Raw genomic sequence first — 14,242 nt, 5'->3', positions numbered from 1 at the left:
CGTCAGGCAGCGGCGAGTCTGTTGATGCGATCCACCCGCCAGGCTTCCTCCACCTTCACGAAGGTGAAATCGAGCGGCAGTTCCTCCTTTGCCTCCGACTTCAGCTTCACCGTGAGGATGATCTGGCCGTCCTGGATGCGGGGCCGGCCGGATTTGAGGTTGCGGTACTTGTTGAGCTGCAGGCCCGCCAGGAAACGGATGAACTGTTGCCGGTTCACATGGGAGCGGTAGTTCTTGGTGGTGAGCAGATAGGCGCCATCGATCTGGCCCGAGGCCACCTGGGTGAAGAACTGCTTGAGCAGCGGGTTGATGCCGCGGGCGCTGATCACCAGCTTCACGGCCGTGTAGGTCCAGTAGAGAAGCAGGGCGCCGGCACCGGCCAACAGGGCCTTGGTGCCGATCGTCTGTGCCAGACCCCAATCCATGGCGAAAGCGCGCATCCTGAGCCTGGAGTCTGACCGACGGCCCCGCCAGACTGCCTGGCTGGTGCCAACGCCCTGAAGCGGCATGCCCCTGGAGTCCTTGCTTCCGCTGTTCCACCGCCTCAACCGGGAGCACTTCGACGGCACCCTGGCGCCGCAGGGCCGCAGCCTGGTGGCGGTGCGCTGGAGCGATGGCCGCATGAACCGCACCGCCGGGCTCTACCGCAGCGGCCGGCAGCGCGACGGCACACCGCTGTGCGAGATCGTGCTGTCGCGGCCGGTGCTCGAACCGCTGCCCCGTGAAGCCACGCTCGGCACCCTCTGCCACGAGATGATCCACGCCTGGATCGACCGGGTGCTGGGGGTGCGCGAGGTGCACGGCCCCCACTTCCGCGCCCGCATGGCCCGCATCAACGCCGCCCAGTCGGCGTTCGAGGTGAGCCTGCGCCACTCTTACCCGGTGCCGGTCAGTGCGGTGCGCTGGATCGCCCGCTGCCCCAGCTGCGGTGTCACGGCGCCCTACCGGCGGCGGGTGCGGGGCGTGGCCTGCCGCCTCTGCTGCGACCGGCTGCACGGCGGCCAGTGGCATGCCAGCTGCCAGCTCCTGTTCGAACCCGGTGGCGCCTAGGGTTCGCCGATGGATCGCGCCCTTGGCATGGAACTGTTCCTGGGGGTGCTGCAATGCGGCGGCCTGGCGATCGCCGTGGTGGGCCTGGGCCGCGAACGCTGGCTGCGCCGCCGCTGGGCCCTGCGCCTCAGCCGTTAGGGTCAAGGCGAAACGGTTCTTAGGGAAGAGCCGGGCCCATCAGGACGGACACAGGACAGAGCCATGAACGGTTCCGGTGACCCTTCCCGCCGCGGCAGACGCCGCCAGGGATCGCCCACGGCGGGCGGAACCTTCGATCAATGGATGGTGGCGGGGCGGCAGCTGGTGAACGGCGTGTCCGGGGCTCGCCCGGGCTCGCGTGGCCAGGCGCGTGGAGCCGGGGGCCGCACCGGTGCACGACCGGGCCTGGATGGTCTGGGTCGCTGGGTGGGCGAACGCTTCGACTGGTTCCTCGAAGGCGACGACGACTGGCCCGAACCCTGGCAGGAACGCCCCTCCCCCCAGGAGCGGGAGGCGCAGACCCCACCACCCCGCCGCCGCAGCGACCTTCCCACCGACGAGCGTTTCCGCACCGCCAGCCGGGAACCCGCCAGCCGCAGCCCCATGGGCAGAGCGCCTGAGCCGGCCAGGGAGTGGGACAGGGGAAGCGGCTCGGCCGCAACACCGGCTGGCCCCACCGCCAGTGGCGGGCGGCGGCCACTGGAGGCGATCTCCCGTCGCAGCGCCCCGCTGCTGCCACCCGCGCCCGACACCAACGATTGGCCCGAGGACGACAACTTCCGCCTGCCCCGCTGGCAGCGCCCCAGCGGGGCAGCCGCTGGGAGCGAGACCCCGCCGTCGTTGCCGCCGGCACGCACGCCCCAGCGCCCCCTGCCCCGCTCCAGCCGCCGGCGGGATTGAGCGGGGCAGCCGCGAATCCTCAACGCAGTCCACCAGCGGAGCGCCACCGCATGCCACCTACATTCAATGGTGATCAACCGCTTCCAAGGATCTGCGTCCATGAGCAACCTGATCGTGGTGGGATTTCCGAAAACCGAGGACGCTGACGCCGTACGTCGCGAGCTTGTCAATATCCAGCAGGAGCATCTGATCTCACTGGAAGATGCGGTGGTGGTCGAGCACGATGCCGCCGGGGAGGTGCATCTGCGTCAGGCGATCAACCTCACCGCCGCCGGCGCGCTGGGCGGTGGCTTCTGGGGCTCGCTGGTGGGGCTGCTGTTCCTCAACCCGCTGCTGGGTGCTGCCCTGGGCGCCGGTGTCGGTGCCGCCTCGGGCGCGCTCAGCGATCTGGGCATCAGCGACGGCTTCCTGCGTGAGGTGGGCGAAACCCTGCCGAAGGGCAGCGCCGCCCTCTGCCTGCTGGTGCGTGAAGCCACCCCTGACCGGGTGGTGGAGCGCCTGCGCAGCTTCGCCCCCCACGCCAAGCTGCTGCGCACCAGCCTCAGCCACACCGACGAAGACCGGCTGCGCGAGCTGCTCGAGAAGACCCGCCAACAGGCTGAAGCCCTGCGGCTCGGCTGAACCCGGCAGGCTTTCAGCTAGCCGCTTTGCGGCGGCGACGGGCCAGGTCATCAGGATGGTTGCGGGCGCGGGGGGTGCCATTGGCATGGCCTTCACCGGCGCCGGCACCGCCACCGCTGTGGTGGGTGCGGGGCACCTGGAAGTCCCAGCCGTTCACACGCAGTTGTTGGTTGACAGGCTCCACCAGCTCACCGGGGAGATCTTCGGCCATCTGCTCGGCAGAGGTGCTGATCGCCGCTGATCCTTGCTTCATCGCCCAGAGCAGCTCGGCCCACTGCTCCACAAGCGTGCGCTGCGCAAGGGGCACTTGGCCTCGAGCTTCCAGTGCGGCGCGGCAGCCTTCTTCATGCCAGAGCGTGTCCACATTGCGGTGGCTGGAGCAGGCCACCTGGGCTAAGCCGCTGGCCAGAGCCTCGGCGCTGGGGCGTCCGTCGTGGTCGCGCAGACCGACCTCGCACAGCAGGCGGCCGCAGTAGATGGCGGAGATGCCGTAGAGGCGGCCCAGATCGGTGAGGCTGAGCCAGGACGTGGACGGGGCCATCGGGCGAACCGACGTGGAACATCAACATGGTGCCCGGGCTGGGGCAACTCGCAACTTGTCAATGCGTCCGTGTGACGGCTGGCAACAATGTTGATGATTCTTCACAGCGCTGACTGGGGCCCAGCCAACGCTCCAGTGCCGGGGAGAAGACCTCGCGGATCACCGTGAGCTGACGCCCGCCGCGAAAGAAGCGGTAGTGGCGGCTCCAGAACGGACCGCTGCAGCCAAAACCCTGTTCCAGCCAAGGTTCTGTCACCTGGGCCAACCCATCCACTTCACGGAACAGTTCGGCGCGATCCGCCGTCAGGCTTTGCCAGATCGGCAGCTGGCGGTCGCGGAGATTTTCTTCGGCCTGCGACTGGTTCCACCAGCTTTCGGCCCAGGCCAGCGGCTCTCCGTGACAGCGAAGCCACACCTGACGCCGCAGCAAGGGCGAGGCCAGACCACCCACTTCTGCAGGCACCCGCTTGCCATCCCCCGCATCGCATGCCATGGCGATCAGCTCCACCTCCACCGGAGCGCCGGTGAGCAGCTGCAGGTGGCGGGTGGGGCTGCCATCACCCAGCAGCAGCAATTGCCAGGCACCGCTGAGGCCCGCCGCCGTGCAGCCGGCCTCCATGGCCGCCCGCGACGCCGACCACAGGGCATGCGGTGAGGGGAAGGGGGAGCCGTCGTCGCCGGGGATTGGCTCCTCGCGCGATCGGGCAGGGGTCGAGCAGAGTGAGCCGCTCATCGGGCTGAGCACCGGTGGTTCAGGCTACGAAGCCAGCCTGGGCAATGAGAGCGGGGGAACTGGCTGAGCAGTCACATCAGCTCAGAGGCCATCGTTGCTGATGCTCACCTGGCGCTGCTTGCCCTGGCGTTCAATCACCACCGAATCGCCACTGGCGGATTGCAGACGCCAGCCGCTGGCGCCGATCGGCTCTCCCACCGACACGTTCGTGCTTGTGCCGCCCACCTGGAAGATCGCTGCGCTGGATCGGCCCTGCACCTGCACCACTCCCATCAGCTCGGGGGCAGGGCCCGCGCTTGCACCAGCCGGCGACGGGGGAGCAGCGACCCTGGGGGTGGCGGAGGCACCCACGGTGTCGCCCACCGCCCAGCCGTTGCCACCAGCAGCAGCAGCGGCGGGGGCTGGGCGGGTGATGGTGCCGCTAACGGGCACCCGCAGCGGCCGCGCGGTGGAGGCCTGGCCGGCGGTGCCACCAGAGAGGGGCGCCAGCTCCTGAACCCACGGCTCTTCCAGCGGCGGCGGCGGCAGGCTGGGATCAAGGGTGGGGGCAGCTCCTGCAATCTGACCAGCAGGCAACGCTGCCGGTTCAGCGGCGGCGGGCACCAGATCTCGCAGCCGCTCCAGCAGCTTGAGATTGCGTTCCTGATCAAGCGCGCGGTTGGCCACCTGCCAGTTGCGCCACAGCAGCAGCGAGGAGGTGATCCCCACCAGGGCAAGGGCCGCGAGAATCGGTAGCCAGGGGCGGTGCCAGAGGGCTGTGGTGGCTGTGCGGGTAGCCCGTGAAGGTGGAGGCGGAGCCGGAGCGCGCGGGGGGGCCTCGCTCACCACCACATCGATCGGCGTATGGTCGAGCAGGCCAACACTGGTGCGGTTGGCTCCATTGGCAAACACCCGGTGCACCACCTGCTCGGCCTTGAGATCCCAGAAGGCTCTGGAGGTGGGGACTGAAGGGGGGGTCGCCATGAAAGCGCAGGCCCAGGCGTGAGTGACGCGCGAGCTTAAGGCACTGACGTCCGTTTTGCGGCTTCCTGCCGCCGGTTCAGCTCCAGCCACAGCAGCAGGGCATTCGCATCGGCGGGGCTGACGCCGGGCGTGCGTGCGGCCTGGCCCAGATTCAGCGGCCGCACGGCGGCCAGGCGCTCACGCGCCTCCTTCGAGAGGGTGGCGATGGCGGCGTAATCAATGCCGTCTGGAATCGGCCGGTGATCCTGCTTGCGCACCCGCTCGATTTCCTGCTGCTGGCGGGCCAGATAGCCGCTGTATTTCACATCGATCTCGGCGCTGTCGCGCACATCGGCCGGCAGCTGCGGATCGCAGAGACCGTGGCGCACCAGATCGGTGGCATGCACCCCGGAGCGGCGCAGCAGATCGGCCAGGGTGATCGAGCCGCGGATCGGCGCGCCCGTTTCCGCTTCGATAGCGGCGGCGGCAGGATCAGACGCCTTCAGCCGCACGCTGTCGAGGCGGCGCTGCTCGGCCGCGATCGCCGCCTGCTTGGCCTCGAAGATCTGCCAGCGGCGGCCATCCACCAATCCCAGCTCATGGCCCAGCGGCGTCAGGCGCCGATCGGCGTTGTCGCCCCGCAGCACCAGCCGGTATTCGCTGCGGCTGGTGAGCACCCGGTAGGGCTCCTTGAGGTCTTTGGTGACCAGATCGTCGATCAAGGTGCCGATGTAGCTGCCCTCGCGCGGAAAGTGCACGGGGCTCTGGCCGCGCAGCAGCCGCGCCGCATTCAGCCCCGCCACCAGCCCCTGCGCCGCCGCCTCCTCATAACCGGTGGTGCCGTTGAGCTGGCCGGCGCTGAACAGCCCCTCCACCCGCTTGGTCATCAGCGAGGGCAACAGCTGGGTGGCAGGCAGGATGTCGTAGTCGACCGCATAGGCGGGCCGCAGCATCACGCACTGCTCCAGCCCCGGCAGCGTGCGCAGCAGCTCGAGCTGCAGCCGTTCGGGCAGGCCGGTGGAGAACCCCTGGATGTAGAGCTCGGGCGTGTCGCGACCCTCCGGCTCCAGGAAGATCTGGTGGGAGTCCTTGTCAGCGAAGCGCACGATCTTGTCTTCGATCGAGGGGCAGTAGCGCGGCCCCTTGCTGTCGATGAAGCCGCCGTAGATCGGCGTGAGATGGAGGTTGTCGCGGATCAGCTGGTGGGTGGCCGCGGTGGTGCGGGTGATGTGGCAGGCCATCTGCTCCCCGCTCACCCAGGCGGCCGGATCGAAGGAGAAGAAGCGATCGGCAGCGTCGCTGGGTTGTTCCTCCAGCTGATCGAGGCGCACGCTGCGTCGATCGACCCGGGCCGGCGTGCCGGTCTTGAGGCGGTCGGTGCGGAAGCCCAGCGCCTGCAGCGCCTCGGTGAGCCCTTCGGCGCGGGCTTCGCCGGCGCGGCCGGCGGGCATGGAGCGGTTGCCCACCCAGATCGTACCGCCCAGAAAGGTGCCGGTGGTGAGCACCACGGCGCCGGCGGCGTACACGCTGCCGAAATAGGTGCGCACGCCGATCACCCGGTCGTCAGCCACCTCCAGGCCGGTGACCATCGCCTCGCGCAGATGCAGGTGCGGCGTGTGCTGCAGCAGCTGCAGCATCTGGCGGGCATAGGCGCGCTTGTCGGTCTGGGCGCGCAGGGCCCACACTGCCGGCCCCCGGCTGGCGTTGAGCACCCGCTTCTGCAGAGCGGTGGCATCGGCCAGCCGCCCGATCACGCCGCCGAGCGCATCCACTTCATGCACCAGCTGGCTCTTGGCCGGCCCACCCACCGCCGGGTTGCAGGGCTGCCAGGCGATGCGGTCGATGTTGAGGCTGAACAGGGCGGTGTCGATGCCCAGCCGCGCCGCCGCGAGCGCCGCCTCGCAGCCCGCATGGCCGCCGCCGACGACGATCAGTTCAAAGCTTTCGCTCGGTGCCGCGCTCAGTGCCATCCGCCCAGGCTATGGGCCTGGCCCCAGGCCTGCCGAGCGCGGGTCGGGGGCCCCAGGCGCCGCGCTGCCTAGCCTCAGGCCGTCGCCGCGCGTTGCCTTGTGAGTCTCGCCATCGCCCTGCTCACGGTGTCCGACCGGCGCAGCGCCGACCCCAGCGCCGACGATCCCTCCGGCGATGCGCTGCGCGATCGCCTGGAGCGCGAAGGCCACCAGCTGGTGGAGCGGTTGTGCGTACCCGACGACCGCTACGCGATCCGGGCGGTGGTGAGCCGCTGGATCGCCACAGCGGCGGTGCAGGTGGTGATCAGCTGCGGGGGCACCGGGCTCACCGGCCGCGATGGGTCACCGGAAGCGGTCGCGCCCCTGCTCGACAAGACGATCGAGGGCTTCGGCGAGCTGTTCCGCCAGCTCTCCTTCGAGACGATCGGCACCAGCACCTTGCAGAGCCGCTGCCTGGCGGGGGTGGCCAACGGCACGGTGATCTTCGTGCTGCCCGGCTCGCTCGATGCGGTGAGCACCGCCTGGGACCGGCTGATCAGCGCCCAGCTGAACCCCGCCACCCGGCCCTGCAACCTGGTGCAGCTGCTGCCGCGGCTGCGCGAGGACCCCCACACCCCGGCCTGGAGCCCGGCGGCCAGCACCAGCACCAGCAACAGCGGCACCGGCACGAGCTCCGCCAGTAACTCCGGCACCGGCGGTACGCCCTGAACGGCATTCGGCGCCGCTGAACGCTTGGATGAGGCCGTTGGGCGGATCCCATGAACGGCAGGCTGGTGGGACGGGTGGAAGCGCTCTGGCGCTATCCGGTGAAATCGATGCTGGGCGAGTGCCTGCCCCAGGTGGAGGTGGGCGAAGGGGGAATCTGCGGCGACCGCGCCTATGCCCTCTGGGACCATGCCACCGGCCGGGTGGCCAGCGCCAAGAATCCGCGCCTGTGGCGCTCTCTGCTCCAGTACCAGGCTCAGTTCGTGGCGCCACCGCTGCCGGGTCAGGCGCTGCCCGCCGCCGCGATCAGCGCCGCGGCTGATCGGGCGGCCGGTACGGAGGCGGCGCCCTTGCTCACCAGTGATCCGGAGGCAGGCGCCCAGTTGTCGGCGTGGCTGGGCCGGCAGGTGAGCCTGCTGGATCGGCCCCAGGAGGGCGCCAGCCTGGATCAGTACTGGCCGCCGGTGCAGGAGCGGGAGTTTCAGGACGTGGTGAATGAGCTGGTGCTGCCCGCCGGCACCTTCTTCGATTCCTGCCCGATCCATGCGATCAGCACCGCCACGCTCGACCGCCTGCGGCAGCTGGAGCCCGACCTCGATTTCGCCGTGGAGCGCTTCCGCCCCAACCTGCTGATGGCGCCACTGGAGGGCGACGAGGGGTTCGTGGAGGAGGCCTGGTTAGGCCACCGCCTGCGGATCGGTAAGCGGGCGTTGCTGCAGGTGGACACGGCCTGCCCTCGCTGCGTGATCACCACCCTGGCCCAGTGCGGCCTGCCGGAAGACATCGAGATCCTGCGGGCCACAGCACGCCACAACAAGGTGATCGCCGGCATCCGGCTGTCAGTGCTGACCCCGGGGCCGGTGGCGGTAGGCGACCCGATCACACTGCTGGAGGGGGGCGCGGGCTGAGCCGAGAGGATCGTCAGCCTTGCTGGCGCAGCCAATAGAACTGATAGCCGCTCAGCACGATGCCGCCGTCGAACTGGGTGGGGGCGGCACCGGTGTAGAGGTCGGTGAGAGTGCAGTGGCTGTTGAAGCCTGGATTGGCGCCATGGCTGAGGCCCTGCTGCATGCCATGGCGGCACAGATCGCTCAGCTCCACCTGCTGTGGGCTGGCATCGAAGTTGGCCAGCACCACCACGCTGTAGGCGCCCTGCTGACCATCTGAGCGTGCATAACAGAGCACGTGATCATTGGCCACGGGCAGCAGTTCGCGGTTGTTGAAGTCGGCGAAGGCGCTGGTCTGCTTGCGGATGGCGATCATGCGCTGCATGGCCGTGAAGATCTCGAACTCCACCGTGCCCGGCTGCTTGCGTTGCTCGGCCTGCTGCCAGTTGATCTTCGGACGGTGCACCCAGCGGCTGTCTTCGTGCTTATCGGGGTCGTCGCGGAAGCTGTAATCGTTGAGCACACCAAGAGCGTCACCGTTATAGATGAGGGGGATGCCGCCGAAGGAGAGGATCACCCCATGCAGCAGCAGGATGCGATCAATGGCCTGCCGGGTCAGTCGCGCATCCTGCCGCTCCAGAGCGGCTTCAAGCCCCACCAACGAAGCCAGCGAGCCACAGATGCGAGCGTCGCCGGTGGTCTCGTTGCGCATGAAGACCAGGCCCCGGGCGCTGTCGTCGTAGTGGCCGGTGAAATAATCCACCAGGAACCTGCGATGTGCGGAGGGGTCGTAACCCGCTGCCCTGATGTCGCTGTCATCGAAACCGAAGCCGATATCATCATGGCAGCGCACATAATTGAGCCAGGTGGCACGATCGAGCTTGCTGGGCAGGCTCTTGATCCCTTCCCGTAGCAACCGGGTGTTCTTGGTGGCGATGCCATCCCAGAGCAGGGCCATCAGCGTGGCGTTGTAGGCGATCTCGCATTCCTTGGCCACGATGGCATCTTCACCGAAATACTTGGCCACCTCCACCGGCGCCACGATGGCCTCGGCGATGAACAGCACCCCAGGGGCCGTCACCTGGCAGCAATCCTTCAGCAGCTGCAGGATCAGGTGGGCCTTGTGCTCGTTCTGACAGGAAGACCCTATTTTTTTCCACAGGAACGCCACCGCATCGAGCCGCAGCACATCCACGCCCTGATTGGCCCAGAAGAGCACGATATCCAGCATGGCGATGAACACAGTTGGATGGCTGTAATTGAGATCCCACTGATAGTTGTGGAACACGGTCATCACCCAGCGCTGCATCTCCTCGTTCCAGGTGAAGTTGCCTGGATCGGTTTCAGGAAAGATTTCCGGCATGCTCTGCTCAAACAGATCGGGGATACGCCGATCTGCGAACGTGTAGTAATACTCCTGATGCTCGAGATCACCCTGCTTGGCCATCAAGGCCCAGACGTGCTCATCCGAGGTGTGGTTCAGAACGATATCCAGCACCAACAGGATGCCATTGGCACGGAACTGCTCCGACAACGCCTGGAAATCGGCCAAATCCCCCACACGGCCATCAATTCTGCGAAAATTGCTGACCGCATAACCGCCGTCGCTCTTGCCGACGGGACATTCCAGAATCGGCATCACGTGCACCATGTTGATGCCAAGCTCCTGGAAATAACCCACCTTCCGGCTCAGATCAGCCAGATCATCAGCGAAACCGTTGGTATAGAGCGCCATGCCCACCCAGCGCTGAGACAAGAACCAGTTATGATCGGTTTCCCGATTGATGTCCAACCGTTCAGATTCAGGTGACCGGTCGACATAGCCCATCGCCATCGTTTCAACCAGCTTCAACATCTGATCGGCGAAGTCGTCGCGATGGCCGTAAAGCGTGGAGAAGAGCGAGTGGATCGCAAAGAAGTTAGCCCCCAGCCTTGTATAGAAGTGCCGCAGATCCTGGCGGCGAATCTCCGGCTTCAGATCATCGAGGATCGCATTGAGAAGCGAATGGGAAATCTGTTCATACATGGCCGAAACAAGAAGCAGCGAAACGAGAGGCAGCGAAACAGGACGGCATCAGCGCCGGGCGCTGGCGAAAGCGAAGCTGTGCAGGCCGTACGGTCATGAGCCGGAGCAGCAGCACTGGGCAGGGCCGCACGAGCTGGGGGTTCGTTGGCCTGGCGAAAGAACAGAACGTGACAGCAACCGAATCACCCTCGGTGCTGTCAGATGGGAGGCAGCCTGCTGGTAGCAGCAGTTGGCTGAGCGCAGTGCATCGTTGCCTGGATGAACGCTAGGGCAGCACGACCAAGGGGAAGCCGTCACAGCTGATCGGCCGCCAGGCCGGAGCAGCCTGGGCACCACAAAAAGCAGCGTTGGCGCCAGCGGCGGCAGACGACATCCAGCCGAAAGGCCTGGGCGGCTCACGACTGCTGCAGCCAGTGGGCCACGCCTGGATGGAAGTGAGCCACACCTTCCAGAAGGCCGGCGCTGTAGTGACCGTTCATGCCCATGAAGCCACCGCGGGCGAGATAAAGCGCCTCGAGATGGCCGCTGCGGCCCGCGGCTGCCGTGGCCTCCGCGATCACCGCGGGGTGGGCGTTGGCCACCAGCACGGCGGGCACCGCGCTGGCCAGAAGCGGCAGGTCATTGCCGCTGTCGCCGGCAAACACCGTGTGGCTGAGATCGAAGCCGGTGCGCTGCATCAGAAACTCCAGAGCGTGCCATTTGGTGGCACGGGCAGGACACACATCCAGCAGCCCCGTGCCCTTTGCTTCATCCACGCTGTAGATCCAGCTGCAGGCGGCACCGTGGCCGGCCAGGCGCTCCAGCATCACCAGCTTCAACGCCTCCAGGTCGACACCCAAAGGCACATAAAAGCTGAGCTTGAAGGCACTCTGGCGATCACTCTCCTGCAGCACAAGCTGGGGAAGATCCACAAACAAAGCCTGCAGATCAGCAGACACACAGCCAGGCCAATCGCGGCGGATGTGCTGCTGCCAGGCCGCGCAGGGCTGCCAATGGCCACGATCAAGCTGGTCGAGGCGGCTGCCCACATCACTGATCACCCACTGGGGTTCAGGGAGCGCATAGGTGGTGATCGCCTCCTCCACCAGGGCCCGATGACGGCCGGTGACATATGCCAGCGTGACCTCCGCGCGCGCCGCCAGCCGTGCGAAGAGAGGGCGCGCCAGCGGCGATTCCTCGGCAGCTCCGTTGGGCAGCAGGGTGCGGTCAAGATCGGTGGCGATCAGCAACCGCGCCAAGGGCGAGACACACCTCACGCCACGGAGCAGCTCATGCGCTGAAAGAAGTTGTAGTGATGGATCGCATCAAGGATGCCCCAGGAATGGGCGCCGGCGGCGAAATACACCTGCTGCCATTCGCTGAGGTTGGCGAGCTCCTCCTGGTGCCAGTTGGCCACCACCACCCCCAGCGTGTTGCCTCGCAGCATGTCCTCATCGCCACCGGAGCCACCGGTCACGAGGATCTGCTCCAGGGGAATCTCATACTGGCTGGCCACGTAGCGCAAAGCCTGTCCCTTGGACGCCCGTGCCGGCACGATGTCGAGGTATTGCCCGAAGGAATAAGTGGCATTCACGGAAAGCTCCTGCTGATGCAGCAGGCCATGAATGTCTTCAATGGGAGGAGCATGGGCGGCGTCGTAGTAATAAGAAAGCTTGTAGCGGCTCTGCTCACTCTTGGGCTGCAGTGTGAGGCCGGGAATTTCATCCATCACCCGCTTGAGCACCTGGGGAGTCCAGGCATGGTTGATGTGCCGGTTCCAGGCCACATCGGTGAACAACTGGCCGGTGTAATAGATCTCCGTACCCAGGCTGGTGATCAGAATGTCGGGAGCTGGGATGGCCTTTCGCTTCAGCAGCATCAGCACTGAATCCAGTCGTCGCCCCGTGGCGACGCCGAACATGAAGGCACGGCGGTGCGCCGTGATCACCTTCACTAGTGCCTCGAGTCCCTCGTCATCGCCGAGCAGGGTGTTATCCACCGCGGTGAAGATGGCGCGATCAAACGACTGGCGGATCCTGCCGCTGGCAGGGGGGCGCTCCGGTGGACGGTGCTGCTCAATGATCGGTCGGATCGCCGTGAGGTAACGGCTGGCATGCGCCTCCCAGGAGTAGTACCGGGCGATGTTGATCAGCCCCTGCTGGGAATAGCGGGCCCAGAGCTGGGGATCCTCAAGAATCGCCAGCAGCGCTGAGGCAATCGCGACGCGATCGGTGGGATCCACGAGCAAGCCATTGCGGCAGTTGCCGAGGATGTCCACAGGGCCGCCATTATCCGTGGCCACCAGGGGCAGCCCGCTGGCGGCGGCCTCCAGCAAGGTGAGGCCGAAGGGTTCGGTGAGCGCCGGGTTCACGAACACGCCCCTTGAGGCCGTGGCCGATCGATAGATCGCCGGCACCTCCGAGGATTGATGGTGCTTGGGCAGTGCCACGACTCCATAGAGATCGAGCGCATCGATCACCAGCAGGATCTCCGTGAGCACATGCTGGGCCCCTTCATGGAGTTCCCGGATGTCGTCGCGGTTGCCCATCACGATCACCAGATTGGCCATCGCCTTCAAACGCGGCTCCTGGCCGAAGGCCTCCAGCAGGGCAATGATGTTCTTGCGCTCATCCGCCCGGGAGAGCGCCAGGATCATCGGCTTGGTGGGATCGGCAAGAAACTTGTTGATCTCCTGCTGGATGGGCGACGGATCGGCGGCGGCAGGCTCCGGGCTGGGCGGAAAGAATTGCTGGAGATCGGTGCCGGGCGGAATCACCGCCATCTTCTCGGGCGTGTAGTAATCGTAAAGTTCGTATTGGCTTTCAATCTCATTCCGCGTGCTCGTGATCACCAGGCTCGCGTGGCTGAGAGTATCTTCCTCGGCGCTGATGCGCTCAATCATGTGATAGCGGGCTTCGATCTGTTCAATCGCCATACCCACAGCCAGCAGGCGGCGGGTCTTATCACGCCCGAGTGAATGGCCTGTGTGCACCAGCGGCAGGCCGGTGAGGTTGGCGAGCCGCACGCCCACATATCCCGCATCGGCGTAATGGGTATGGATCAGATCGGGCCAGCGCGGCTGCTGCTTCAGCCAGGCATGGAGGGTATCGGCGAAGTTGCCGAGATAGGGCCACAACTGCTCCTTGGCGATGTAAGCCTCTGGCCCCGCCGGCAGGCGCACGATCCGGCAGTGCTCCCCCAGGGGCTCGATGGGCTGCGCATAGTCGTCGCTCACGGCGGCATCCACCACCAGCCGCGTGACCAGATCCACCTGCTCCACATGCGGCTGCTGCGCCAGTGCCTTGGCCAGCTCGACCACATATTTGGTTTGCCCACCGGTGTCCGCATCACGCCCCAGCTCGAGCTGCTGGCCGCGGATCAAGCCATGCAGGCTGATCAGCAGCAGGTAGAGGGGTCGCTCGGAAGCGCCCGGCTGCGCCGAGCGCTCCAGCCGGGTGACGGCGGCAGCGGTCTGCTGGACGGGGTGCTGTGGCGTTGCGGCCGGCGGCTCGAACTGTGGAGACGCGAGCTGTTGCAGCACAACCGGTGCGGCTGGGAGCTGCCGGGCTGTGGCCCGGCTGGAAGCGCCATCGCGATGTGGGCCTGTCGTTTGGGGCGATCCGCAGGGGTGAATCAAGGGTTCAGTGGTGCTCAGACGACAACAGACGCGAAGCGGAAGCAGAACGCATCAGAGCTCTGCAACCACCCTTAGCCACCGATCCAGATCGATGCCAACACTGAACGAGGCAGGCAGCCATGGCCAGAGCTGCTCGCCCCGACCCGGCCTGAAACCATGGAAATCAGCAGAAAGCAGGCGCCGAGCAGAATCCAGGCTGAAGTGGATGGCAGAGCAATGAAGAAGCAGAAAAGGACCGATCAAGGCACCATCTGATCCATGAGACGTCGGAT

General features: G+C 66.5%; 13 protein-coding genes and 1 pseudogene. 6 read left to right on the top strand and 8 right to left on the bottom strand.

Translation table 11 applies throughout. The features are described from left to right. Positions 1 to 2: 2 nt before the first annotated feature. Positions 3 to 425, bottom strand: coding sequence for a hypothetical protein (locus tag ACWJI3_RS06355; protein ID WP_094512234.1), 423 nt, complete (start codon positions 423 to 425; stop codon positions 3 to 5). An 82-nt stretch (positions 426 to 507) separates the two neighbouring features. On the opposite strand from ACWJI3_RS06355, the gene ACWJI3_RS06350 reads away from it, so the two are divergent. The 4 genes from ACWJI3_RS06350 to ACWJI3_RS06335 all read left to right on the top strand — a co-directional run bounded on the left by ACWJI3_RS06350 (position 508) and on the right by ACWJI3_RS06335 (position 2,550). Beyond that, positions 508 to 1,050 carry a SprT family zinc-dependent metalloprotease gene (locus tag ACWJI3_RS06350; protein WP_094512239.1) on the top strand — a complete coding sequence of 181 codons (543 nt, stop codon included), beginning with the start codon at positions 508 to 510 and terminating at the stop codon, positions 1,048 to 1,050. Positions 1,051 to 1,059: 9 nt separating this feature from the next. Then, positions 1,060 to 1,188 (top strand): hypothetical protein, encoded by a 129-nt coding sequence (locus ACWJI3_RS06345; RefSeq protein WP_255100248.1) that lies wholly within the window; start codon positions 1,060 to 1,062, stop codon positions 1,186 to 1,188. Between the two features lie 63 nt (positions 1,189 to 1,251). Further along, complete coding sequence (locus ACWJI3_RS06340) at positions 1,252 to 1,929, top strand: hypothetical protein (RefSeq protein WP_480203223.1); 678 nt, start codon at positions 1,252 to 1,254, stop codon at positions 1,927 to 1,929. Positions 1,930 to 2,028: 99 nt separating this feature from the next. Then, positions 2,029 to 2,550 carry a DUF1269 domain-containing protein gene (locus tag ACWJI3_RS06335; RefSeq protein WP_255100251.1) on the top strand — a complete coding sequence of 174 codons (522 nt, stop codon included), beginning with the start codon at positions 2,029 to 2,031 and terminating at the stop codon, positions 2,548 to 2,550. Positions 2,551 to 2,563: 13 nt separating this feature from the next. On the opposite strand, the gene ACWJI3_RS06330 is transcribed toward ACWJI3_RS06335, so the two are convergent. From ACWJI3_RS06330 to mnmG, 4 genes are all read right to left on the bottom strand, one after another. Next, on the bottom strand, positions 2,564 to 3,091 hold the full coding sequence (locus tag ACWJI3_RS06330) for a hypothetical protein (protein WP_198948272.1): 528 nt from the start codon (positions 3,089 to 3,091) through the stop codon (positions 2,564 to 2,566). Positions 3,092 to 3,149: 58 nt separating this feature from the next. Beyond that, complete coding sequence (locus ACWJI3_RS06325; RefSeq protein ID WP_255100253.1) at positions 3,150 to 3,824, bottom strand: chorismate lyase; 675 nt, start codon at positions 3,822 to 3,824, stop codon at positions 3,150 to 3,152. An 81-nt stretch (positions 3,825 to 3,905) separates the two neighbouring features. Then, complete coding sequence (locus ACWJI3_RS06320; protein WP_255100255.1) at positions 3,906 to 4,787, bottom strand: hypothetical protein; 882 nt, start codon at positions 4,785 to 4,787, stop codon at positions 3,906 to 3,908. Positions 4,788 to 4,822: 35 nt separating this feature from the next. Beyond that, the gene (mnmG, locus tag ACWJI3_RS06315; protein ID WP_255100256.1) at positions 4,823 to 6,736 is read right to left on the bottom strand and encodes a tRNA uridine-5-carboxymethylaminomethyl(34) synthesis enzyme MnmG; all 1,914 of its coding nucleotides are present in this window, start codon (positions 6,734 to 6,736) and stop codon (positions 4,823 to 4,825) included. A 99-nt stretch (positions 6,737 to 6,835) separates the two neighbouring features. Between mnmG and moaB the strand changes: the two are divergent. Both moaB and ACWJI3_RS06305 read left to right on the top strand, forming a co-directional pair. Continuing rightward, positions 6,836 to 7,339 (top strand): annotated as a pseudogene (gene moaB / locus ACWJI3_RS06310) (molybdenum cofactor biosynthesis protein B); the annotation flags it as partial. Between the two features lie 155 nt (positions 7,340 to 7,494). Further along, on the top strand, positions 7,495 to 8,349 hold the full coding sequence (locus tag ACWJI3_RS06305) for an MOSC domain-containing protein (RefSeq protein ID WP_480203222.1): 855 nt from the start codon (positions 7,495 to 7,497) through the stop codon (positions 8,347 to 8,349). A 13-nt stretch (positions 8,350 to 8,362) separates the two neighbouring features. Here the strand turns inward: ACWJI3_RS06305 and ACWJI3_RS06300 are convergent, their stop codons facing one another. The 3 genes from ACWJI3_RS06300 to ACWJI3_RS06290 all read right to left on the bottom strand — a co-directional run bounded on the left by ACWJI3_RS06300 (position 8,363) and on the right by ACWJI3_RS06290 (position 13,874). Further along, complete coding sequence (locus ACWJI3_RS06300) at positions 8,363 to 10,354, bottom strand: alpha-amylase family protein (RefSeq protein WP_480203221.1); 1,992 nt, start codon at positions 10,352 to 10,354, stop codon at positions 8,363 to 8,365. 395 nt (positions 10,355 to 10,749) lie between these two features. Continuing rightward, positions 10,750 to 11,592 (bottom strand): HAD-IIB family hydrolase, encoded by an 843-nt coding sequence (locus ACWJI3_RS06295; RefSeq protein ID WP_480203220.1) that lies wholly within the window; start codon positions 11,590 to 11,592, stop codon positions 10,750 to 10,752. A gap of 14 nt (positions 11,593 to 11,606) precedes the next feature. After that, positions 11,607 to 13,874 (bottom strand): HAD-IIB family hydrolase, encoded by a 2,268-nt coding sequence (locus ACWJI3_RS06290; protein WP_480203219.1) that lies wholly within the window; start codon positions 13,872 to 13,874, stop codon positions 11,607 to 11,609. Positions 13,875 to 14,242 lie beyond the last annotated feature (368 nt).

The organism is Marcopretia estuarina LEGE 06307 (assembly GCF_056633115.1).
The sequence above is the reverse complement of the archived record's forward strand: the minus strand, read 5'-3'. Positions and strand labels throughout refer to the sequence as shown.

Bases quoted from the DNA above. Each gene is read 5' to 3' on its own strand.
- ACWJI3_RS06355 (WP_094512234.1), bottom strand. From the start codon at position 425: ATGGATTGGGGTCTGGCACAGACGATCGGCACCAAGGCCCTGTTGGCC.
- ACWJI3_RS06350 (WP_094512239.1), top strand. From the start codon at position 508: ATGCCCCTGGAGTCCTTGCTTCCGCTGTTCCACCGCCTCAACCGGGAG.
- ACWJI3_RS06345 (WP_255100248.1), top strand. From the start codon at position 1,060: ATGGATCGCGCCCTTGGCATGGAACTGTTCCTGGGGGTGCTGCAATGC.
- ACWJI3_RS06340 (WP_480203223.1), top strand. From the start codon at position 1,252: ATGAACGGTTCCGGTGACCCTTCCCGCCGCGGCAGACGCCGCCAGGGA.
- ACWJI3_RS06335 (WP_255100251.1), top strand. From the start codon at position 2,029: ATGAGCAACCTGATCGTGGTGGGATTTCCGAAAACCGAGGACGCTGAC.
- ACWJI3_RS06330 (WP_198948272.1), bottom strand. From the start codon at position 3,091: ATGGCCCCGTCCACGTCCTGGCTCAGCCTCACCGATCTGGGCCGCCTC.
- ACWJI3_RS06325 (WP_255100253.1), bottom strand. From the start codon at position 3,824: ATGAGCGGCTCACTCTGCTCGACCCCTGCCCGATCGCGCGAGGAGCCA.
- ACWJI3_RS06320 (WP_255100255.1), bottom strand. From the start codon at position 4,787: ATGGCGACCCCCCCTTCAGTCCCCACCTCCAGAGCCTTCTGGGATCTC.
- mnmG (WP_255100256.1), bottom strand. From the start codon at position 6,736: ATGGCACTGAGCGCGGCACCGAGCGAAAGCTTTGAACTGATCGTCGTC.
- ACWJI3_RS06305 (WP_480203222.1), top strand. From the start codon at position 7,495: ATGAACGGCAGGCTGGTGGGACGGGTGGAAGCGCTCTGGCGCTATCCG.
- ACWJI3_RS06300 (WP_480203221.1), bottom strand. From the start codon at position 10,354: ATGTATGAACAGATTTCCCATTCGCTTCTCAATGCGATCCTCGATGAT.